At 66.4% G+C, this 22189-nt stretch carries 21 protein-coding genes; 15 read left to right on the top strand and 6 right to left on the bottom strand.

Going from position 1 to position 22189, the window contains the following annotated elements:
• Positions 1 to 6: 6 nt before the first annotated feature.
• From flgM to IE101_RS01005, 4 genes are read right to left on the bottom strand one after another with little or no spacing between them, the layout of a single operon-like run.
• The gene (gene flgM, locus IE101_RS00990) at positions 7 to 303 is read right to left on the bottom strand and encodes a flagellar biosynthesis anti-sigma factor FlgM (protein WP_189631940.1); all 297 of its coding nucleotides are present in this window, start codon (positions 301 to 303) and stop codon (positions 7 to 9) included.
• 40 nt (positions 304 to 343) lie between these two features.
• Positions 344 to 1051, bottom strand: coding sequence for a flagellar basal body P-ring formation chaperone FlgA (flgA, locus tag IE101_RS00995; protein ID WP_189631941.1), 708 nt, complete (start codon positions 1049 to 1051; stop codon positions 344 to 346).
• The gene (locus tag IE101_RS01000) at positions 1048 to 2130 is read right to left on the bottom strand and encodes a flagellar assembly protein T N-terminal domain-containing protein (protein ID WP_189631942.1); all 1083 of its coding nucleotides are present in this window, start codon (positions 2128 to 2130) and stop codon (positions 1048 to 1050) included. Before IE101_RS01000 ends, flgA begins: the two co-directional genes overlap by 4 nt.
• Before the next feature lie 5 nt (positions 2131 to 2135).
• The gene (locus tag IE101_RS01005; protein ID WP_189631943.1) at positions 2136 to 2657 is read right to left on the bottom strand and encodes an LPP20 family lipoprotein; all 522 of its coding nucleotides are present in this window, start codon (positions 2655 to 2657) and stop codon (positions 2136 to 2138) included.
• Positions 2658 to 3138: 481 nt separating this feature from the next.
• Here IE101_RS01005 and IE101_RS01010 point away from each other — a divergent pair, with 481 nt between their 5' ends.
• The 3 genes from IE101_RS01010 to IE101_RS01020 are packed head-to-tail and all read left to right on the top strand — an operon-like array spanning position 3139 to position 7039.
• Complete coding sequence (locus tag IE101_RS01010; RefSeq protein WP_189631944.1) at positions 3139 to 5301, top strand: flagellar biosynthesis protein FlhA; 2163 nt, start codon at positions 3139 to 3141, stop codon at positions 5299 to 5301.
• A 5-nt stretch (positions 5302 to 5306) separates the two neighbouring features.
• A complete protein-coding gene (locus IE101_RS01015; RefSeq protein WP_189631945.1) occupies positions 5307 to 6314 on the top strand; it encodes a hypothetical protein in 1008 nt (335 codons plus the stop codon).
• A complete protein-coding gene (locus IE101_RS01020) occupies positions 6311 to 7039 on the top strand; it encodes a sigma-70 family RNA polymerase sigma factor (RefSeq protein WP_189631946.1) in 729 nt (242 codons plus the stop codon). Before IE101_RS01015 ends, IE101_RS01020 begins: the two co-directional genes overlap by 4 nt.
• Before the next feature lie 42 nt (positions 7040 to 7081).
• Here IE101_RS01020 and IE101_RS01025 read toward each other — a convergent pair whose 3' ends face one another.
• Positions 7082 to 8350 carry a hypothetical protein gene (locus IE101_RS01025; protein ID WP_189631947.1) on the bottom strand — a complete coding sequence of 423 codons (1269 nt, stop codon included), beginning with the start codon at positions 8348 to 8350 and terminating at the stop codon, positions 7082 to 7084.
• Between the two features lie 88 nt (positions 8351 to 8438).
• Positions 8439 to 9755 carry a hypothetical protein gene (locus IE101_RS01030; protein WP_189631948.1) on the bottom strand — a complete coding sequence of 439 codons (1317 nt, stop codon included), beginning with the start codon at positions 9753 to 9755 and terminating at the stop codon, positions 8439 to 8441.
• Positions 9756 to 9863: 108 nt separating this feature from the next.
• Here IE101_RS01030 and flgB point away from each other — a divergent pair, with 108 nt between their 5' ends.
• The 12 genes from flgB (at position 9864) to IE101_RS01090 (ending at position 22152) form a co-directional block, all read left to right on the top strand.
• Positions 9864 to 10253 carry a flagellar basal body rod protein FlgB gene (gene flgB, locus IE101_RS01035; RefSeq protein WP_189632703.1) on the top strand — a complete coding sequence of 130 codons (390 nt, stop codon included), beginning with the start codon at positions 9864 to 9866 and terminating at the stop codon, positions 10251 to 10253.
• 3 nt (positions 10254 to 10256) lie between these two features.
• Positions 10257 to 10676: a flagellar basal body rod protein FlgC gene (flgC, locus tag IE101_RS01040; RefSeq protein WP_189631949.1), complete on the top strand. Its 420-nt coding sequence runs from the start codon at positions 10257 to 10259 to the stop codon at positions 10674 to 10676.
• Between the two features lie 3 nt (positions 10677 to 10679).
• Positions 10680 to 11354 (top strand): flagellar hook assembly protein FlgD, encoded by a 675-nt coding sequence (locus IE101_RS01045; protein WP_189631950.1) that lies wholly within the window; start codon positions 10680 to 10682, stop codon positions 11352 to 11354.
• 19 nt (positions 11355 to 11373) lie between these two features.
• A complete protein-coding gene (locus IE101_RS01050) occupies positions 11374 to 12636 on the top strand; it encodes a flagellar hook protein FlgE (protein ID WP_189631951.1) in 1263 nt (420 codons plus the stop codon).
• A 15-nt stretch (positions 12637 to 12651) separates the two neighbouring features.
• Entirely contained in the window at positions 12652 to 13413 is a 762-nt protein-coding gene (locus IE101_RS01055) for a flagellar basal body rod C-terminal domain-containing protein (RefSeq protein WP_189631952.1), read from the top strand.
• 67 nt (positions 13414 to 13480) lie between these two features.
• Positions 13481 to 14269 carry a flagellar basal-body rod protein FlgG gene (flgG, locus tag IE101_RS01060; protein WP_189631953.1) on the top strand — a complete coding sequence of 263 codons (789 nt, stop codon included), beginning with the start codon at positions 13481 to 13483 and terminating at the stop codon, positions 14267 to 14269.
• A gap of 17 nt (positions 14270 to 14286) precedes the next feature.
• Complete coding sequence (locus IE101_RS01065; protein ID WP_189631954.1) at positions 14287 to 14946, top strand: flagellar basal body L-ring protein FlgH; 660 nt, start codon at positions 14287 to 14289, stop codon at positions 14944 to 14946.
• Complete coding sequence (locus IE101_RS01070) at positions 14943 to 16067, top strand: flagellar basal body P-ring protein FlgI (RefSeq protein WP_189631955.1); 1125 nt, start codon at positions 14943 to 14945, stop codon at positions 16065 to 16067. The genes IE101_RS01065 and IE101_RS01070 overlap by 4 nt, the downstream gene beginning before the upstream one ends.
• 8 nt (positions 16068 to 16075) lie before the next feature.
• Positions 16076 to 16381, top strand: coding sequence for a rod-binding protein (locus IE101_RS01075; protein ID WP_189631956.1), 306 nt, complete (start codon positions 16076 to 16078; stop codon positions 16379 to 16381).
• A gap of 3 nt (positions 16382 to 16384) precedes the next feature.
• Entirely contained in the window at positions 16385 to 20479 is a 4095-nt protein-coding gene (gene flgK / locus IE101_RS01080; RefSeq protein ID WP_189631957.1) for a flagellar hook-associated protein FlgK, read from the top strand.
• A gap of 2 nt (positions 20480 to 20481) precedes the next feature.
• A complete protein-coding gene (gene flgL, locus IE101_RS01085) occupies positions 20482 to 21729 on the top strand; it encodes a flagellar hook-associated protein FlgL (protein ID WP_189631958.1) in 1248 nt (415 codons plus the stop codon).
• Positions 21730 to 21843: 114 nt separating this feature from the next.
• Positions 21844 to 22152 carry a hypothetical protein gene (locus IE101_RS01090; RefSeq protein WP_189631959.1) on the top strand — a complete coding sequence of 103 codons (309 nt, stop codon included), beginning with the start codon at positions 21844 to 21846 and terminating at the stop codon, positions 22150 to 22152.
• Positions 22153 to 22189 lie beyond the last annotated feature (37 nt).

Below are 22189 nucleotides of genomic sequence, written 5' to 3' on the forward strand. Positions count from 1 at the left end.
TCCGGTTTAGTGCGCGAACTCGAACAGATCCCGCGTCAGGCTTTCCGCGATCCGCTCGGGGTCGGGCTTGTAGCTGCCATCGGCAATTGCGGATTTGATCGCGTTCACCCGTTCAAAATCAATGGGCGGCCCCGCTTGCAACGCCGCAGGAAGGGCGGTTGCCTCGGTGCTCAGGCTTACGGTTTCCGAACCGGTCGTGGTCGCAGGACCATCCGGTGCGGCGGTGCGGGCGCGGCTGTCGATCGCGGTGGGATCACCTTGCAGCAGCACGCGACCCGGCTGTGTGTTGATAGGCTGGACCATTTGGGCATCCCCCTCATTTGAAGAGCTAAACGGCACTCTTTCACGGAGTGTTAGCCGCCATTGCCAAGTTATCCCGGCCGATCACGCGGGCGCGAATTTCGCGGCCGCTGACGGGGTGGCGCAATCGGATCACCTCGCCTGTTTCCCCATTTTCAAGGGGAAGAACGGTCACGGTGACCGAAATGCCCCGGGTCGTCAGGGTCAGGGTGGCGGGTGTATCTGCCTCGACGGCATAGTCAGTCTCCAATTGGCGGGCGAGCAACGGCTGACCGCCGCCCAGGCCCTGTTTCAGCCGCCGCCCGATGACCAGGGCGGGGTCTTCGAAGACCTCGGCCCGGCCAAGGGCAGAGGCGGGTTGCAGTGCAATGTCCTCGGGGCCAATCACGGCGCCCTTGGGCAGGCTGCGGGTCAGCACCAGAACCTCGCGCTGTGGCGCTTCGGGCGCCTTTGCGCCGCGCGGGAGCGCGCTGGGGCTGGCGGCACTGCGCAGCACCCGTTTCCAGACCGGGTCGGCGCAGCGCAATTCGATGGACCGCCAGCTGCCCTGAAACGGCAGGACTTCGGGCGGGGTCGTGCAGGCGGGCAGGGGGCGCGCCGGGACGGTGATCTCGGTGGCGGGCTGACCCGCAGCCTCCATTGCCGCCCGCACCAGTGCCTGCACCTCGAGCGCCTCAAGTGCGCGGGCCTGCGGCGCGAGCATCGCCGCGATCAGGGCGCCGTAGCCCAACACTCGGGCCGGGGCGATCATGGGTCGCTTTCCAGAAACTGGACCGGCCGGCCCGCAAAGGCCGAGGCGGGTTGACCGGGATCAAGCGGCCGCAGCACCACGCGTTCGGCGCCCAGCTCGACAATCTCCAGCATTTCGGTGCTGGCGTTGCGGTCGGCGGTAAAGGCGATGGCCCCGCGGGTCAGACCCTGCGCCCGCCCCACCGGGGCCGAGATGGTGCCGCCGCTGACTGACAGCACGATGCTGACGGGTTCGCACAGCTTCTGTTGCATGAGATCGGCGAAATAGGGCTCTGCCTCGCCCGCCAGATCGGCGGCCAGCCGGTCGCGGCCGGGTTTCGCAAGTTCGGCCACCCGCCCCAACGGCGAGACGCCCGGAAGCTTGACCGCGCGATGCAGGCGGTAGGTCTTGCTCTCGCCCTGACCGCCCAGAAAGGTGATGTCGAGATCCAGCGTCAGCGCCTTGCCCGAAAGGCCCGCGGCCTCGGTGTTCATGTCGATCCGCAGGACCAGACCTTGATCGCCGGGGTTCAGGTGGACGGACCCCTGGGTCAAGGTCAGGTAATCGCTGGTCTGACCCTGTCTGGGCGGGGGGCGGTTGGTGATCTGCTTGACCGTCACATCCCGCGTGCGGGCCAGACGTTCGAGGATGGTGCGGCTGATCCGCTGCGCCAGCGGCTCGGCCCAGGCGGGCGCCGAGGAGGAGACGCGGATTTCCGGCGCATAGGCGATGACCTGCATCTTGCGGTTCTGGCAGCCGCCCGCGCCCTCGGGGCCGACGGTGGCCCGGATGGTCACCTGACAGACCCCGCCCGCGCAGGATTGCGCCAGCACCTGATGGCCCAACACACGCCCCACCGGCCGCACGATCACCAGGTCCGAGGTGATGCGCGCCTTGTCCAGCACGCTATGGCCCGTGACCTTTGCCCCCCCGGCCATGGCGGCTTGCAACAGCGCGTCGGCAAGCGCACGGCGGCGCGCGCTGTCCTGATCGTCGGTGCTGTTCTGCAGCGCCTGACCTGTGACATCAATCACCAGGGTCTGGGCCGTGGCCGCGACGGGCGGGGCCAGCAGGCAAAGCGACAGGGCCAGCGCGCGCATCGGGATCAGTACCCCCGCGCCATGCGGACGATATAGCCCAGCGTGCCGCGGTCGATTTCCAGTTCGACCTCATAGCCGTCGGTGCCGCGCGGGGTGATGCGGCGGGTCTTGGCGCCCCGCAGCGTCCCGGAAATGCGCGCGGCGAGCTGGTCGATCTCGATCCGGCTGCCGGTCATGTTGGTCGAGCTTTGCAGCGCGATGCCGTGGATCTGTTCGGTGAGGTCGCGCATCGCCTCAAGGCGGGCGGCACGGATGGCGAGCAGGCGTTTTTCGTTATGGGTCTTGCCGGGCTGCGTCGCGATCTGGGCAAAGCCGCGCCCGACCAGCGGTTCGACCGTTGGGGCAGGGGCTGCAGCAGCAGCGGCGGCGATGCCCGGGGCCTGCAGCGGCGCCGAGACGGAATCAAGCTGGTCCTTCACCTCGGCCAGCGCCTTGGCGCGGGGGCCGGGGTCGGGGGGCAGGGCTTGCCGGGCCGTCTGCGGGCCACAGGCCGCCACCGCAATCGGCAGCGCCAGGATGAGGGGCAAGGATCGGGTCAGCGGCGGCACTTTGGGCACTCCATCTCGGGCGGGCAGCAGGTTTCGGAAGGGCTCAGTGCAAAGCCCGTGCCATCTGCAGCGGCAGGTTGGGGCATTGCAGGCAGAGGCCGCGATCCCCCGCCGTTCCTCCGAGTGTCTAGCGCGCGCGGGCCGCCGTTCGTGATCGTCCGGCAGGCTCAGGCCTAGGGCAAGTGTTTCCCGCGCGCGGGCCTCCGGGCGCTGACGGGACAGCCACGTCTCGCGATGGCAAGCGTTTCCCGCGCGCGCGGGCCTCCGCCTTGCCTGCCCCCGCCTTGCCCGCCCGTGATCCCTCATTCTGCCCGGCTGCCGCCTGCCCGCGCAGGGCGAGCGGGCCACCCTCGGCTTGGCATGGCACTTGCAGACCTCTGCCCGAACCCAGCCTTCGGAGCCGATCCATGTCCGACGCCAGCCTTTCCCTTTCCTGCGCCCCGCGCTGCGGAGCCCGTGCATGACTGCCCCGGCCCGCGTCTCTGCCGGTGATCAGGGCTTCAAGGCCCAGCTGGGCACACTGGCGCTGCCGGTCGGTATCCTGTGCATGCTGGCCATGATGATCGTGCCGCTGCCGGTGGCGCTGCTCGATATCTTCTTCGTGGGCAATATCCTGCTGTCGCTGCTGGTGCTGATGGTGGCGATCAACAGCCAGCGCCCGCTGGATTTCTCAAGCTTTCCAAGCCTCTTGCTGATCGGAACGGTGCTGCGTCTGGCCCTGAACGTCGCTTCGACCCGCGTCGTGCTGGGCGAAGGACACACCGGTCATGGCGCGGCGGGCCAGGTGATCCAGGCTTTCGGCGATTTCGTCATCGCGGGCAATTTCGTGGTGGGCTTTCTGGTGTTTGCCATTCTGGTCATCATCAACCTTGTGGTGCTGACCAAGGGGGCGGGCCGCGTGTCCGAAGTTTCGGCCCGCTTCACGCTGGACGCCATGCCCGGCAAGCAGATGGCCATCGATGCCGATCTGAACGCGGGCCTGATGACCCCGGATGAGGCCAAGGCCCGCCGGATCGAAGTTGCGGCCGAGGCCGACTTTTACGGCTCGATGGATGGTGCGTCGAAATTCGTGAAGGGCGACGCGGTTGCCGGTATCCTCATCCTGGCGATCAACGTGATCGGCGGGGTGCTGATCGGCACGCTGCAACACGGGCTGACGTTGAACGAGGCCGCCTCGACCTATGTGCTTCTGGCCATCGGGGACGGGCTTGTCGCGCAGATCCCGGCACTGCTTCTGTCGATCGCCACCGCCATCATCGTGACCCGCGCGGCCGCAGCCAGCAACATGGGTGCGCTGATCGGCAAACAGGTCAACATGCCGGATGCCTGGATGCCGGTTGCGGGCGTTCTGCTGACGCTGGGCCTTGTGCCGGGGATGCCGAACCTTATCCTGCTGACGGCTGCGGCGATTGCCGGGGGCTTTGGCTGGTCTTCCCGCCGCAAGCTTGACGGGGAGGCTGCCGCTGCCGCAGGGGCCAAGGGCGGGGCAGCCCCGGCTGCAAAGGGTGGCGGTGCCGCACCTGGCAAGGCGTCCTCGGGTGGTGCTGCATCGCAGGATGCGATCACCCCGGAAGAAGTTTCCGATCACGCGCCGCTCTCGCTCCAGATCGGCTATGGCCTGATCCCGCTGGCCGGGGATGGTGGCGGGGTGCTGGTGCCGCGCATCACCGCGATCCGCCGCGAAATCTCGCGCGCAATGGGGTTCGTGGTGCCGGGGGTGCGCATCCGCGATGACCTGACGCTGGGGCCGAACCAGTACCGCATCCGCATCGGCCAGACCATCATGGGCGAGGATGTTGTCTATCCTGACCGCAAGCTTGCCATTCCCGGTGCTGGCTCCACGCGCAAGCTCAAGGGCGTGAACGTCAAGGACCCCAGCTTCGGTCTCGATGCAGTGTGGATCCTGCCCCATCAACAGGTCGAGGCCGAGGCCGATGACCATATGGTCATCGAACCCGAGGCGGTTATCGCGACCCATCTGGGGCAGGTGTTGCAGAAACACGCAGGCGACCTGATCGGCCCCGATGAGGTGCAGGCTCTGCTGGATACGCTGGCCAAGGCCGCGCCCACGCTGGTGCAGTCGGTGGTGCCGAAACTGGTGCCGCTGCATGTGGTCACCTCGGTCCTGCGCTGCCTGCTGAATGAACGGGTGCCGATTTCCGACATGCGCAAGATCCTCGAGGGTCTGGCACTGGTGTCGGGGCGTACCCAGAACCCGCAGGAAATGGCCGAGGCGCTGCGCCCCGCGCTGGTGCCGCTGCTGCTGCAGCAACTGGTGCCCGTCACCGCGCCGCTGCCGCTCATCACCTTGGAACCCGATCTGGAACAGATGCTGATGCGCGCCCGCCGCCCTGCGCCCGACGAAGGGCTGGTCATCGACGGTGGCCTTGCGGGCACCATGGTGCGCTCGTTGTCGCAAACGCTCGAGGCCGCATCGGGCCGCGGGCAGCGCCCGGTGGTGATCGTGGCCCAGGCCCTGCGCCGCAGCTTTGCCGCTTTCCTGCGGCCGCACCTGTCGGATGCCGTGGTGCTGGGCATTCATGAATTGCCCGAAGCCCGGCGCATCGAAGTCATCGCCGCGATTGGCGGGCCCTCGGCCCTGCCCGGCCAGAAAGAAGGGTGAGGACCATGCCAAGGATCACCGTGCGCGCCAAGGACTCGGCTCTCGCCATGGACGAGGTGCTCGATCGCTTGGGGCCTGACGCCTATATCCTGTCCACGCGCCATGAACAGGGGATGGTCGTGATCGAGGCGGCGTCGGATGCTGCCGCCGCAGACCCGCGCCCGCAGGGCGGGGCCTTTCAGCGCCGGAACGGCTATGCGGGGTCAGGGGCCGGTGCAAGGCGATCCCGGTCCGATTTCGCCCGCGAATTGCATGGACAGATGCAAGAGCCCGCCGCCGAGACTTCGCCCCCCACCTGGGCCGGCACGGCGCCGCTCTGGATGGCTGATCTGTCGGCCGATCTGCAGCGCGAGACGCCGCAGGCCGCCTTTGCCGATCTTCTGCGGCTGCTTCCCCCCGAGGGTGAGGTCTGGCCGAGTGACCGGCTCGTGCTTTGTGGCCCGCTGGCCGAAGACCGCGTGCAGGCTGCGCTACGCATCGCCGCAGCCTGGCGCAAGGCGGATGCGGGCTGCCGTCCCCAGTTGATCGAGGCGCTGACCCATGTGCCCTTCCGCGAAACGGCGCTCCGGTCCTGGTCGCGGCTTCTGGGGCTGGACCATGTGGTCACGGCCGAGGGGGATCTTTCGGTGCCCACCCCCGGCGCCCCGCAGCTTGTCTGCGTCCCGTGGGAGGCCGACCCGGTGGAGATCATGGCCCTGACCCGCGCCGAGGGCGAGGTGCTGCTGGTGTTGCCCGCCGGGCTGCATCCGCGCCGCCTGTCGCGGCTGATCGCGCCCTGGCGCGGAAGCGGAGCTGGCGTCTGTCTTTGCGGGCTGACCGATGAACCGCCGCAGCCCGAAGAACTGATGCTGCTGGCCCAGGCCGGGCTGGTGCTGCGTCTGACCGGCTGGGGCAGCGATCTGATGGATGCGCTGGATACGCCCGGGTCGGAAGACCTGCGCGATTGGGCGCAAATCTGGTGCGACGAAGCCGGCCTTACCCTTTCCCAAGCCGAACAGGAGGTTGCTGCATGACCCTGCATGCCTACGGCTATTCCATGGCCTCCGGGCCGAAAGCGATCGAACAGGCGCATCTGGATCTGGTGCGCAAGATTGCCTGGCATTTCCATGGCCGGGTCGGACAGCGGGTGGAAATCGACGACCTGCTTCAGGTGGGCCATCTGGGGCTGCTGGATGCCAGCCGCCGCTATGTGCCCCAGCCTGGCGTGACCTTCGCCGCCTATGCCGCCATCCGCATTCGGGGTGCCATCGTGGATTATCTCCGCAGTGCCTCGAACCTCTGTCGGGCGACGATCCAGATCCAGCGCAAGGTGGATGCCGCCTCGCGCAAACTGGAGCAAAAGCTGATGCGCGCGCCGACCGAGGCGGAAATCGCACAGGCGCTGGACATGACCGCCGAAGACCTGGCCCGCCAGCGTGCTGAAACCGGGGCCGGGCAGGTGATGTCGCTGGACGATGTCTATACCGACCATTCGCTGATCTTCCGCGATGGCAATGTCTCGGCCGAGGATCGGCTGGAACTGGGCGAGATGAAGCGCAATCTGGCCCGCGCGGTCAGTGAATTGCCCGAACGGGAACAGCTGGTGATTCAGCTTTACTACGTTGAGGAACTGAACGTCTACGAAGTGGCCGAGGTTCTGGGCGTGACCACAGGCCGTGTGTCGCAGATCAAGAAATCCGCCGTCACCCACCTGCGCGAGGCGATGGACCGGCTGGAAAAGGAAACGGCGGGACAATGATCCCGCCGCATTCTTCCATCTGACCTGATCTTCGGCCGCCGTTCAGGCGGCCGAATTCATCAGCGGGGACACCTTCGCCGCCGCCGCCATGCGCCGCGACCACGACCGCACATCCGGCCCGATGCGGTCGGCCAGATCCGGCCAAAGCTGGGTCAGCGCACAAAGGGCGCGTTCGCGGGTGCGGTCCATCCCGTCCAGCCGCGAGGGATCGACCTCGTTGCGCAGCGGCTGCCAGTCTTGTCCCAGAACGCAGATCTCGTGCCCGTCCTCGCCGGGGCGGATCGACCAGCTCAAGCCGTGAAGGTCATAGATTTCCGCAACCTCCGTCACGGCCACGTCGCGACGGCGGATCATATGCATCACGGCATAATGGCGCGTGACATCGGTGGTGAGCGCGAGAACCTCGGCGGCGATATCGGGCCAGCCGTCGGCCAGATTGTGCGACAGGGGCGCCCAGTCCGAATTTGCCCCGGCCGCGCGGAAGGCCAACGGCTCGTCCTCGCCCGCCTCGGCAATGTCGAATTCGGCCTCGTTCACCACCAGACGGGCGAAGGCGGTCCAGGTGGGCAAGGGTCGTGCCGGCGGCAGTGATGACAGCGAAGCCTCCAAGGCCTGTGCTGCGGCCTGGCCATTGGTGGGCAGACGGCTGATCCCCGCCCGAGCCAGCACATTGCGCCCCTCGATCGTCAGGTTCACCTGGTTGCCGGACAGTTCGGCCAGGCCGGCGATGCGCAGGGCCGTCACCTCGACCATGCTGGGCGATTGCCCCGCCGCCAGATGCAAAAGCCCCGTCAGCACGCGCGAGGCCGCGGCTTCGTCATGGTCCTGCACCTGTTCGATCAGCGCCAGCATCTGTGCCGGAACCCCCACCCCCAGCGCCACCAGGCGCCGCAGCTGCGCCGCCAGCAGCCGACCATAGAGCGTGAGAACCTGCGTCTGCCGCCCCGACATCACATCGGTGCGCGCGTCATGCAGCTCGACCACGGCCAGCAGACCTTCGGCATCGACGACCGGCACGCCGACCGAAACGGAATCCGAATTCGTGCTGTTGGGGTTGTGCAGGCGCATGATGCTTGACGACACCGGCTGATCGTCCTGCCCCGCTTCCGGAGGGGGGCAGTCGATGCCTGCGGTGACGAATTCGTGCTGCAGCATCCGCAGCGCGGGGGCGAGATGCGTCAGCCGCAGCGTCTGAGCGTCCGATGCGCGCCGCGCCAGCGCGCAGAGGTCAAGTATTTCAGCAAAGATCTGCGCCTGCGACGGTTCGAGCCATCTTTGCGCCGAAAGGGACGGGGAAACGGAAAGAGACATGAGTGGCTCCGTGACGAGACGTTTACAGGTCTAACGGCAGGGCTCAGCCGCATGTGAGCGCGCGAACCATGCTTGACGCAAGGGAGGGTCAGGGTTGCGGCGGATCGTCGCTGTCGGGCAGATCGTCAAAGGCCGCAAAGGCCGAGAAATCGAGTTTTGGCTTGCCTTGGGGCGGAGTGGGTTCGGGCGGCGCGTCGTCGGTTTGGGCTGTTGCGGCATCGGGTGCCGGGGTCACGAGCGTCTCGAATTCATCGGACGCAAGGGTGACCGGCGGCGCCTTCGGGGCCCGGCGCCGCTTTGGTGCAGCGGGGTTTTTCGGTGCGGGCGGAAGGATTTCAACCTCGGGCATTGCCGTGTCGTCCTCTTCGCCCGGCAAAAGGGTAAATGCCTCTGCCACCGGCAGGGATGCGCCCGATAGGGTCGCAAATTCTGCCTCGCCGTCGGCGGCATCCGGGGAGGCTGCCGTGTCATCGCTAAAGGCCGAGAAATCGGCCGTGAAGGGCGGCGGCGGGCCCTCGGCCTCGCTCTCCCCGAAGGCCGAGAAATCCACGGCGAATTTCGGGGCGGGGTCCGGGGGTGCCTCGGTTGCGGCCGGTTCGTCGTCGCCAAAGGCCGAGAAATCGGCCTTGAAGGGCGGCGTCGGGGCCTCGGCCTCGCTGTCTCCGAATGCCGAGAAATCCACGGCAAATTTGGGTGCAGGGTCCGGGGCGGCCTTGGCTGCGGTCGGTTCGTCGTCGCCAAAGGCCGAGAAATCGGCCTTGAAGGGCGGCGTCGGGGTCTCGGTCTCGCTGTCTCCGAATGCCGAGAAATCCACGGCGAATTTCGGGGTGGGGTCCAGGGCGGCCTCGGCTGCGGCTGGTTCGTCGTCGCCAAGGGCCGAGAAATCGGCCGTAAAGGGCGGCGTCGGGGCCTCGGCCTCGCTGTCGCCAAAGGCCGAGAAATCCACCGCGAATTTCGGGGTGGGGTCGGCTGGCGGATCTTCGGTGTCGAAGGCGGAAAAATCGATCTCGAGTTTGGGCTTCCCTGCCTCGGCGACCGGCGCCGCAGCTTCGGGTGGCGGGTCTTCGACCGCACCCAGCATCTTGGCCACATCATCCAGAGCCAGCATCGTGACCAGCCCTTTGGGCTTGGGTTTGGGCGGCGGCGGCGGTGGTTCCTCGATCACGGGTTCGGGTGGCAGTTCGGGTTCTGCGACCACGGCCGGTGTCTCTTGCAGGCGGCGCAGCACGGCGATCCGCAGTGCAAGCAGCATGCGACGTTCCGCCCCCCGGTCACTTTCGGCATAAAGCTTGCCAAAGCGTTTGAGCGCCTTTGGCAAAAGCGGCAGCTCCAGCGCCGCAACGGTGCTGTGCGCGATCGGCATGACCGCAGCGGCTGCGGTCGATCGCAGGGCGGTTTTCGGCACGGCTTACCCCCGGAAATGCGCAAGGGCGATGCGTTTGGCATCCTCCTTGCAAGGCTCATGTCCGAAGAACGGCAGATCGCCGAGAAATGTGAGAAGGGGAAATACGCGATGACGCTGAGCCTGCGCGACAGCCTCGGGGTTCATGCCGATGCACTCGTCCTGCGCGAGACGCGAAACACCGTCCTGCACGGAAACATCTCGAACGCCGCGACGCCGGGCTACAAGGCCCGCGATTTCGATTTCACGGCTGCCCTGCGCGATGCCACCGGGCGCAGCAGCGACCTGCCGCTCGAGGGCGGAACCCCCGAGGCGGCCCACGGGCTCGATACCCCCGATCTGGGTTTTCGCGTGCCGGTGTCGATGGCGCTGGATGGAAATACTGTCGATATGGGCGTGGAACAGGTGCAGTTTTCCGAAAATACCCTGCGCTACCAGGCCAGCCTCGATCTGCTCAACCGCCGCATCTCGGGGTTGATGACCGCGATCAAGGGAGAGTGACGGATGGCCAATGAAATCCGCAACGTCTTTGATGTCGGGGCGCGGGCGCTGACGGCGCAGATGCAGCGTCTGAACACCACCGCCAGCAATATTGCCAATGCGGGCGCCGTTTCCAGTTCCGCCGAAGAAGCCTTCCGCCCGCTGCGCCCGGTCTTTGACACGGCCTTCAGCGCTGCCATGGGCGATGGTGTGCTGGCCGCCCCCGAGGTGGAACAGATCGTCCAGCTTGACCGCGAACCCATCCGCGAACGCCGTCCCGACAGTCCCAAGGCGGACAAGGACGGCTTTGTCTATATCGCGCCCATCAATTCCGACGAAGAGATGGTCGAGATGGTCGAAGCCAGCCGTCAGTATCAGGACGTGCTGGAAACCCTCAGCACCCTGCGCGGCCTGATGGCCCGCACCCTGAAAATGGGGCAATAAACCATGAGCACGATCGACAGCCTGATGTCCGCCGCGACACGTTCGGGCTCGGGCAATACCACCGGCGCGACGGGGCGCAACAATCTGGGGCAGGATGCGTTTCTGACGCTGCTGACCACGCAGCTGCAGAACCAGAACCCGCTGGAGCCGATGCAGAACGCCGAATTTGTGGCGCAGATGGCGCAGTTTTCCACCGTCAGCGGCATCAGCGAAGTGAACACTACGCTGGGCGGTATCGCCTCGGGGCTGAGCGGTCTGGGTCTTTCGGCGGCCTCGGGTCTGATCGGGCGCGACGTGCTGGTTGAAACCTCGGCCGTGATGCCCGACCGGACCGGCGCCCTGCGCGGCAGTGTCCGGCTTGAGGAAGCGGCAAGCTCGCTTGTCATCACCTATTCCGACGCCGAAACCGGCCAGTTGCTGAATACCCAGTCCCTGGGGGCGCAGGCGGCTGGCACGGTCGATTTTGCCTGGGAAAACCTTCCGGCTGATGTGATCGGCAGCGGCCATCGCATCGCGGTGGGCGTTCAGGCCAACCGGGCCGGGGGCAGCGTCGATCTGCCGCCCTCACTTTATTCGCGCGTCACCGGGGCCATGATCGACCCGGCCAGCGGCGAAACCACCCTGCAAGTTGCCGATTTCGGGGCGCTGAGCGCGCTCGAGGTCCAGTCCCTTCGTTGATCCAAAAGGAAGCCCTTCCATGTCGATGAATACCGCCCTCAGTGGCATTCAGGCCGCCCAGACCGATATCTCGGCGACCTCGCACAATATCGCCAACGTCTCGACCACCGGGTTCCGGTCGAGCGACGTGTCCTTTGCCGATGTCTACAACAGCTCGCCCTATTCGGTGGCGCGCACGCAGGTCGGGTCGGGCACGCGGGTGACGCAGGTCAGCCAGAACTTCGCGCAGGGGAATATCACCACCACCGGGCGGGCGCTGGATCTGGCGATCCAGGGGCAGGGGTTCTTTGCCACGCAGCAGATTTCGGACACGGGCGAGCGCACGGGGGCCGCGCTATATACCCGGGCGGGGGACTTCACGCTGACGGCCGAAGGGCGGATCACCAATACGGCCGGTAACGCCCTGCTGGGCTGGCCCGTCAGTGCCGAGGGGGGCGCGCTGAGCCAGATCGCCGCCGATGCGGGGCCGATTTCGGTGCCGCTCTCGATGGGGCAGACGGTTGCGTCGACTGCCTTGAATGTGGATGTCAGCCTTCCGACCTCGGGCGCGCTTTTGGGGCAGCAAGCGGCGGTTCCCCCGGCGGCCTTCGACAGCGGCGATGCAACCACCTGGGCGCATCGCACCACGGTTCCCATGGTCAGTGGCAATGGCCAAGTGATCGAGGGCGAGCTTTATTTCGTCAAGACCGATGCCCCCGATGCCGCAGACCCTTCGTCGCAATGGCAGGTGCATCTCGTCGTGGACGGCGTGACCACCACCTCGGCCGCATCAGACCTGACCTTTGATGGTGATGGCACCCTGACCACGGCCCAGCCGATGGCCTTCACCGATGCGTCGGGCGGCACCTTCAGTCTGGACATGTCCGGCTCCAGGCTGGCGGACAATCCCTTCACCGTGCAATCGGCCACCGCCGACGGTACCCGTCAGGCCACCATGACCTCGCTCGAGGTCGATGACACCGGCACCATCTGGGCATCCTATGGTGCGGGGCGGCCGATCGCCATGGGCAAGGTGATGGTGGCGACATTTGCCAACCCGCAGGGCCTTGCGCCGCAGGGCAACGCCAGCTTCCGTGCTTCCTCGGCGTCGGGCGAGCCGCTGGTGGGCGCACCGGGGTCGGCCGGTTTCGGGTCGCTCCGGTCGGGCGCGCTGGAGGAATCGAACGTCGATCTGACGAGCGAGCTGGTGGACCTGATCACGGCGCAGCGCAATTATCAGGCTTCGGCCAAGGCGCTCGAGACGAATTCGTCCCTGATGCAGTCGATCATCAAGATCAGCTGACCCTGAGGAGGCAAGATGGACCGTCTGATCCACACGGTCGGCAATGCGCTGACCAATCTGCGGGATACGCAAATCATTTCGGCCCAGAACCTCGCCAACCAGTCGGTGCCGGGCTACCGGCGCGACATGAGCGGCGAGGGGTCCACCGTCTTTGCCATGCAACTGGATGGCCTGGGGGTCCGGGCCTTCCAGCAACCCGCGGAAAGTTATTCCTTTTCCGAGGATTCCGGCTTTCTTGACCAGACGGGCGAACCGCTGGACATCGCAATTGCCGACAAGGGCTATTTCTACGTCAAACCCGAAGAAGGCCCCCCGGCGCTCACCCGTCGGGGCGATCTGCGTGTCGATCTGCGCGGGCGGCTTCTGAACGGGGCGGGCGAAGAGGTGCTGGATGCCCAGCAGGCGCCCATCGTCGTGCCACCGTTTACCGACATCGTGGTGAACGAGATCGGCGAGCTGTCGATCCAGCCGCCCGATGCCCCACCGGGTGAACGTGTGCTGGTTGCTACACTTGGCACCTATGTGCCTGACGGAACCCAAGTTCTGCGCAAGGGCGAAGATGGCCAGATCCGGCTGGAAAACGGCCAGGTGCCGCCGTCGAACCAGCTGGCCGAGGTGCGTCAGGGCGTTCTGGAACGCAGCAATGTCAACACCACGGACGAGCTGATCAATGCCATCGACCTTCAACGCGGGTTCGAGCTGAACATGAAGATGGTCTCCGAGGCCAAGCGTCTGGATGAGGCCGCCGGATCGCTTGTGAAATTGCCCGAGGGCTGAGGCTGGCACGGAAATTGCTCTTGTTTCTGCAGGACCGGCCCAGCCGGAATTGTGACAGGAGAGCGCGATGTCCACCAACGCGATGAACGTGGCAAAGACCGGGCTGAATGCCCAGCAGACCCGGCTTCAGGTGATTTCCAACAACCTGGCCAACGTGAATACGACCGGTTTCAAACGCGACCGGGCCAATTTCGAAACGCTGCTTTACCAAGTCACCCGACCCGCAGGGGCGCCCACCTCGGATACCACGAGCCTCACCTCGCCGCTGGCCGTGGGGACCGGGGTCCGGGTTGTCAGCACAGACAAGCTGTTCACGCAGGGCGCGCTGTCCACCACCGACAACGCGCTGGATGTGGCCATCGACGGGCAGGGGTTCCTGCAGGTGCTGCTGCCTGATGGCCGCATCGGCTATACCCGCGACGGGGCGCTGTCGCGCAATGCCGACGGCACGCTGACCACGGCGTCGGGCTATGTGCTGCAACCCGAAATCACCATCCCCGAAGAGGCCACCCAGATCGTCATCTCCTCTGACGGCATCGTCAGCGTGCAGACCCAGGGTGAGGCCCAGATGCAGGAGGTGGGCCAGATCACCCTGGCCAGCTTTGCCAACCCCCGCGGTCTGGAACCCGGCGGCGAGAACCTGCTGCTGGAAACCACCGCCAGCGGCCCCGCCAATGTGACCGCCCCGCTTGAGGCGGGGATGGGCAAGATGGTGCAGGGCGCGCTTGAGGGGTCAAACGTCAACGTCGTGCAAGAGCTGGTCGACATGATCGAAACCCAGCGCGCTTACGAAGTCAGCTCCAAGGCCATCAGCGCCGCCGACGAGATGATGAAATTCGCTTCGAACAATCTCTGACAGCCAAGGGTCTTCCGATGCTGAAACGCCTTACCTTTGCCCTTTGCCTGCTGCCCATGGCCTGCTCGACCTATATCGAGGACAAGGCATCGGACGACTTCGCCCCCGTGATGCCCGAACCGGCCAGCTTTGTCGAACCTCAGGCCGTGACCGGCGGCATCTATACCGCAAGTTCCCCGGGGCTGTTCGCGTCAGACCGCCGGGCGGCGCGGGCCGGGGATATTCTGACCGTGCAATTCACCGAGAAATTCGCGGCCTCGAAATCCCAAAGCGCGCGGGGGTCGCGGTCGAACGAATATGAGATCGACCTGCCCAACCTTGTTACCGGCGGGTTTGATGATGGCCAGCTGTCCAATTCCACCGATCAGAGCTTTGCCGGGTCGGGTGGGGCGCAGCAGTCGAATTCGCTGACGGGCCGCCTGTCGGTGATCGTCGCGCGCGAATTCCCCAATGGCACGCTGGAAATCATCGGGCAGAAGAAACTGACGCTGAACAATGGCAATGAATATGTCCGCCTGACCGGGATCGTGCGGCCCGAAGACATCAATGCCGACAACGTCGTGTTGTCAGAGCGCATCGCCAATGCCGATATCCGCTATGTCGGGGCGGGCGACACCGCCGATACCGCGCGGCCCGGTTGGGTGCGCCGCTTCCTTGCCATGGCGTCGCCGCTATGATCTGGGGGCGCATCATCCTGGTCGCCGCGGCGCTGGCGCTTCCGGCGCTGCCTGCGGGCGCCGACCGTCTGAAAGACATCGCCAAGGTCGCGGGCGTGCGGTCGAACCCGCTTCTGGGCTATGGCATCGTGGTGGGCCTGTCCGGCACGGGCGATGGCAATTCGGGCCTGACGCTGCAATCCATGCAGTCCATGATTTCGCGGCTGGGCCTTGAACTCGATACGGCCGAGATCGATGCCAAGAACGCCGCCGCCGTCATGGTCACGGCCGAACTGCCGCCCTTCACCAAGCTGGGCCAGCAGATCGACGTGACGGTTTCGACCGTGGGCAAGGCCAAATCGCTGCAAGGCGGCACGCTGCTCATGACCCCGCTGATGGGCGCCGATGGCGAGGTCTATGCCGTGGCCCAAGGCAATCTGGTGGTGGGCGGAATGGGCGTAGAAGGGGCAGACGGATCGTCCCTGACCGTCAATATCCCGACGGTGGGCCGTGTGCCGGGGGGGGGCGCGGTCGAACGTATGGTCGAAAGCCCCTTTGCCAGCAGCGACATGGTGGTGCTGAACCTCAACAAACCCGACTTCTCGACCGCCGCCGCCGCGGCCAAGGCCATCAACCAGACTTTCGGGCCGGATGTGGCTGAACCCATCGACGGGACCTCGATCAAGGTGGCCGCCCCCTATGATCCGGGTCAGCGCGTGACCTTCATGGGGCTGCTCGAAAATGTCGAGGTTGTGCCCGATGCCGCGCAGGCGAAGGTGGTGATCAATTCGCGCACCGGGACCATCGTGATCGGGGGGAATGTCAAGGTCAGCCCCGCCGCCGTGACCCATGGGTCGCTGACGGTACGCGTGACCGAAGACCAGAACGTTGCGCAGGGGGCGACGGTGGTGGCCGGGAACGGCGCGACGGTGGTGGCCCCCGGCGCCCCGGTCGTGACGCCCAACAGCACCATCACCGCCAATCAGCAACCGGCGCGGGCCTTCGTCTTCGACCCTGGTGTCTCGCTGTCGTCGCTGGTCGATTCCATCAATGCCGTGGGCGCAACCCCCGCCGATCTGGTCGGTATCCTTGAGGCCCTGCGCGAAGCGGGCGCCCTGCGCGCCGAACTTGTGGTGATCTGAGGTCCGGTATGAAACTTGACACTGCCCCCCTTCTCGGCCTTGCCCCTGCGCCTGGTTTGCAGCCCGCGCGCGGCAATGATGCCGCCGCCATCGCGCAGGTCGCGAAGGGCTTTGAGGAACTTTTCCTCGGCCTGCTCCTAAAATCCGGCCGCGCGGCATCGTTGGGAGAAGATATCGCCGGCAGCAATGCGGTGACCGCCACGCGCGACATGCTGGACGCGCAACTTGCGCGCGAAGGTGCCCAGCGTGCCGGTTTCGGCATCGCCGAAGCGGTTGCACGCCAGTTTTCGCCCAATCTTCACGGGAAGGGGTAAGACATGTCTTCGCTGCTTGATATCGCCCGCAGCGGCCTGATGGCCTACCAGAATGCCCTTGCGGTCGCTGGCGAGAACATCAGCAATGTCAACACCGAAGGCTATGTACGCCAAAACGTTCAGCTTTCCAATCAGCCCGGGGCGCAGGCCTCGCCGCTGTGGCAGCCTTCGGGGGGCGGTGGTGTCACGGTTGAAGAGGTTCAGCGCGCCTTTTCCGAACTTCTGGCAAACCGTGCGCGCCGCGCCGAAGGCGCAGAGGTTTCGGCCCAGACCCGCGTTGATTACACCGCCTCGATCGAAAATCTGCTGATCCCCGGCAAGGGCGGGATCGACACCTCGATGCAGGAATTCTTTTCGGCGCTGTCGGATCTGTCTTCCAGCCCCGCCAGCCTCCCGCTTCGGCAGGTGACGATGCAGGCGGGCGGGTCGCTTGCGGCGGCCGTGGTGCAGGTGGCCACGGGCCTGTCCACCCTGCGCGAGGATCTGGCCTTTGCCGCAGGCCAGACCGCCAGCCAGACCCAGGGCCTTCTGTCGGATCTGGCCAAGCTGCAGGAACAGATGCTGGCGCAGTCGACCGGCAGCATGACCGCCAATGCCATGGCCACGCAGCGCGACGCCATTCTGGACCGCATCGGCCAGAATATCGGGATTTCGGTCAGCTTCGATGACCGGGGCCGGGCGGAGGTCAGTCTGGGGGAAAGCGGCATCCTGCTGGTCGAACGGGCCACGGCGGCCAAGCTGAGCGTTCAGGTCGACGACCGGCTGTCGCTTGTCGTTGATGGTCCGAGCGGGCGAACCGAAACCCGCCTGATGACATCGGGCAAGATGGAGGGCTTGTCGCAGGCGCTTGGCGCGCTGGACTATGCCATCAGCGAACTGGATGAATTCGCCCGCCGCATGGCCGATGCCATGAACGGGGTGCAGACGGCTGGGCATGACCTGAACGGCGATCCTGGCGCGGCCATGTTCAGCCTGTCGGGCTGGCAGGCGACGCCCGGTGTGACCAATCAGGGGCTGACGCAGCTCCAGATCCGCCCGGGCGCCGGCACGGCGGGGGACGGGGCGCTGACGCTGGTCCGCAGCGGCAGTCTCTGGGAGGCGACCGACGCCTCGGGCGCGGTCCTTGGCACCGGGGCAAACCGGTTGAGCCTGCCGGGCCTTGAAATCGAACTGTCGGGCACCGCCGCCGAAGGGGACCGTTTCACCATCGACAGGACAGACGGCAAGGCGATCAACATGACCTTCCTTCTGTCGAATGCCCGGGAGGTGGCCGCAGCGGCCTCGGCCCTGGTGCAGCCCCTTCCGGCCAATGGCGGCAGCGCCGCCCTGACCATGATCCCGGCGACCATTCCCGAGGCAACCGCGGTTGACCTGCCGGATCTGCTGTCGGCAGGCAAGACGGCCTCGGATGCCGTGACGCTGTTGCAAAGCGGCGTGGTTGCGCGCATTCCGGCCAGCGGCGGCAGCCTGAACCTCGCCGCTCTGGGCCAGCAATCGACGGTCGAGTTTGCGCTGACGCCGGGGGCTCTGGATGCGGCCACCGCGTTGACCGTCACTGCGGGCGGAACCTCCTACAGCTTTGACCTGTCGGTCATGGCCGATGGATCGGCCCGGCCTTCGGGCTGGACGGGCGGCGATCTGGCAGAGGCGCTGAATTCGGGCGCCCTGCTGGCGGGCGGGCAGACGCTGGCACAGCTGGGCCTGCGCGCGGCGGGGGCGGGTGGGCAATTCTCGCTCGCGTCAGGCAATGCCGCCATCACGGCGGGCGATCTGACCGGACCGGGCCTTGCGCTGGCGGGCACGGCGGTACCGGGCAGCCCCGTCGGGGGCGATGTGCAGGTCTTTACCCGCAATGGTGTGCATCTGGCCGGAAGCCCGCTCACGCCCGCGCAGGCGGCGTCGCTTCTGACCGAGGCAAACGGCTTTCTGCCCGGCGCCACCTATGATGCGACGCGCCTGAACACCGGCTACCGCGGGATGGAGGCCGATGTCGTGACCCTTCCGGGGCGCGAGGAGGCCACGGTCGCACTGGCCGGAATTGCCAGCTGGTCGGGCAGCCTCCCGGCTGCCGCCACCCCCCCGCAGGTGGTGCAGCTGTCGCGCACGGGCGAAGGCACGGCCCCCATCACCGTGCCCGAGGGCGCGACCGCCGCGCTGGCCGCCGCGCGCATGAACGGCGCGCTGCCGGGGCTTACCGCAACGGCCACGACCGCGGTGCAGCTGAGCGCGACGGACGGCACTTTGACCTTCGAACTGTCGGGCGACAATTCAACCCCCATCACCCTGTCTGCCCGCGTGGCGGGTGGCGACATGACGGCGGTTGCAGGACAGATCAACCGCGTCGCCACCGTCACCGGCCTGCGGGCCGAGGTGGCGCCGGACCGGAGCCGTCTGCTCATGGTCAGCGACACCGGTGCGACGATCACCCTTGGCAGCTTCCGGCATGATGCGGGCGGCACGCTGTCCATTGCCGAGGCCACGCCCGAAGGCAGCCTTCTGGGCGGCAGTGTCGCGCTCGGGGCGGGGCTGTCCTCGGCGCGGATCACCGGGCGGGTGGAGTTGACGTCGCCCGAAGACTTTTCGGTCACGCAGGCGGGGGTGACCACCGCCTCGGCCGTGGACGGGCTGGAAGGCGGGTTGATTGCCCGGACCAGCAGCAATGCCGGGGCCACGCAGGCGCTGTCCTTCCGCTTTGATGCGGCACTGGACGGGGCCGGTACCAGCGCCGATGGCACGACGGCGACCGCCGCAGGCACCCAATACAGCGTCACGCTGGGGGGCAAGACGGTCAGTGTCGATGCCGGGATGATCGGGGCGGCCGATGCCGCCGATGTCACCCGTGCCCTGGCCACCGCGCTGCGTGCGGGCACGCCGGATGTGACATTGACAGGCGTTGCCGTCCCCGGCTTGCCGCCTGATGGCGCGGCGCTGGATCTGACCGTCGATGGCCAGACCTACCAGCTGTCGATGCAGAATGGCACGCCGGTGGTGACCGGGCCGGAACCTGGCCGGGTGCAGGCGTCCTTTGATGCGTCGAACCGTCTGACGCTCAGACTCACCGGCACCACCGACGGCAGCGGCATCGGCCTGAAGCCCAGTGCAGACAGCGCGGCGCGGGCCTTCGGCCTTGCCTCCAGCGACGGGCCGATGATGCGGGTCCGTGGCGGCGGGGTCAGTGCGGCAGGCCTGCCCGCAGGCGGTGCGACCTTGCGGGTGTCTGTCGCCGGGAATGTCTATTCGTTGCAGGTGATGAACTTTGGCGGCACCGTACAGGTGCAGACGCCTGCTGGCTTTCCGGGGGCGGCTTCGGTCGGGGCGGACGGCGCGATCAGCCTGCTGCTGCCTGCCCACGCCGGGTCGGTGGCCGTGGGCCCGCCGCCCGAAGCGGGGTTCGATACGCTGGGGGCCAGCGTGGCCGCGACGGGCGACAGCCTGACCATGACATCGGCCGACGGCGGTGCGCTGATGGTGTCCGCCGGGGCGACCGCCCTGTCCGGGAACCGGCTGCAACTGGATGGCCTGCCGCCCGAGGATCTGCTGGTCGCCATGACCGGCAGCGGCACCCTGCGCCTTGCAGGCGGTCTTGAGGCGGAAGCACCCGCATCCGCCAATGTCGAGCTGCGCGTTCTGGATGCCGGGCGCAAACAGGTGGGCCTGTTCGACAGCATCACGGGCGACCAGATCGCTGCGACCTTCCTTGGTGCAGACGGCCGGGCCACGCTGGCAGGTTATTCCATCAACCTTGGGCAGGGGGCGCAGACGGGCGACCGCTATGCCCTGACGCGCACTGGCGCCGGATCGGCGGATGGCAGCAACCTTGAAAACTTCCTGTCCTTCTGGACGGGGGATGAAAGCATGACCACGCGCTTTGCGGTCTTTCTGTCCGATATCGGCAGCAGCACCTCTGCCGCGAAAAGCCGGCTCTCTGCCGCGCAGACCCAGAACATGTCGGCGCAATCGGCCAAGGCAGAGCTCTCTGCCGTCGATCTGGATACCGAGGCCGCCAATCTGCTGGAACTCCAGCAGGCCTATCAGGGCAATGCCCAGGCCCTGGGCGTGGCGCGCGACCTGTTTGAGACCCTACTGAAAGCTCTCTGATCATGACCATTGGCAATGCCCTCTATACCCGCTTCACCACGACGCGGTTCGACAGCATCAACAGCGAGCTGAACGCGCTGCAGGGGCAGATCGCCGAGGGCACAAACGACGCGCGCCCCTCGGCCGATCCGACGCGGGCGGCCATGCTGTCTGCCGCGCGGGACCAACAGGCGCTGATCAAGAGCTATGCCTCCAATGCCGCCAGCGCCGACAACCGCCTGTCGCTGGCCGACGCGGCCATGGGCGAGATGTCGGCCCTGATGCGGCAGGTCAAGGACGTCGCCCTGCAGATGGCCAATACCGCGACTTCGGAGATCGGTTATGCCACCCTGCGCAGCGAGGCGGCGCAGCTGCGCGAGGCGCTGGTGGGCGTGGCCAATACGCGCGATGCCGCAGGCCAACCGCTGTTTTCGGGCCTCTCCAGCGAAACCCCGTTCCGTGTGACGCCGCAAGGCGTGACCTATGGTGGAGACACCGGCCAGACCCAGGTCCAGATTTCAGAGAGTCTGCGGGTGATGACCGGGCTGAGCGGGGCGGATCTGCTGATGTCGGTTCCGACCGAACAGGGGGTGCGCAGCGTCTTTGACATCTTCAAGGATCTCGACACCTCGATGTCTACCCTGGCCAGCACCGTCGCCCGGTCTTCGGCCATGTCGGGGGCCAGACTGGATCTCACCACCTCGACCCATCCCAAACCGGTGACCTTCACCCTGTCCGGCCCTGCGGGCGAGGCAGAGGTGGATGTTTTGCCTCAGACCGGCGCGCCGGGCCCGGTGATTGACGCGATCAATGCACAAACTTCGAAGACGGGGGTGAAGGCTCGCCTCGCGGAAGACGGGATCGGCATCCTTCTTGCAGCAACCGGAACGATTGCCGTGTCCGGGTTTTCGGCAGAGGAGGATGAAGGTGTGATGGCGAAATTCCAGGCGACAGAAGGGTCAGGGGGGCCGGTGCAGGCGCTGCGATCGGCGCGCATGTCCAATGACTCGATCCTCGCGGCGCTGAACGACGCGCTTGACCATCTGTCCGATCAGCAGGGTCGGCTGGGGTCGGTGGCGGCCCAGGTCGATGCCCAGGGAAAGCGCCTTGTCGAGCGGCAGGCCACCGTCGATCAGGCGGTCTCGGGGCTTAACGACCTTGATCTTGCGGCAGCCTCGACGCGGTTGGCGCAGCTTATGACGTCGCAGCAGGCAGCGATGCAGACCTACTCGATGATCACAAGCAAAACCCTGTTCGATTACCTCGGCTGACACGGGTCCGAAGCGGGCCAGACGAACGGATGCCGGAATCCATCCTTCCGGCTAATCACATATTCACCTTCTCCTGCCGTTTCTACCTGCAGGACCATCATCGGGGCAGATGCGATGCTTTCCAAGACCTACCACCTGAAATTCCCTAGTCTCGACGCTGCGCAGATTGCTGCCCCCTTTGTCGTCGAGGCCCTGGGGAATGCGATTCCGGCCTGCAACCTGAACGGGTTGAACGTGCTGATCAGCAAGGAAGGGGACGTGTCGATCAATGTCTTCTTCCCCGGAATTTCCGATCTGAAGACCTTCGAGAAAAACCACGGCGGTTTCCTCGAGACCATGAAAAAGACCTTCCTGTTCAAATCCACCGGCTTCGACGGTGTCTGCATCTTCAACTACGACCGCAACGCCGACGAAGCAGCGTGACGGCCGGTCAGGATGAAGGGCAGGGGTGCGCGATGGC

This window comes from Gemmobacter lanyuensis (assembly GCF_014652355.1).
In the GTDB taxonomy this organism is placed as follows: Bacteria; Pseudomonadota; Alphaproteobacteria; order Rhodobacterales; family Rhodobacteraceae; genus Gemmobacter; species Gemmobacter lanyuensis.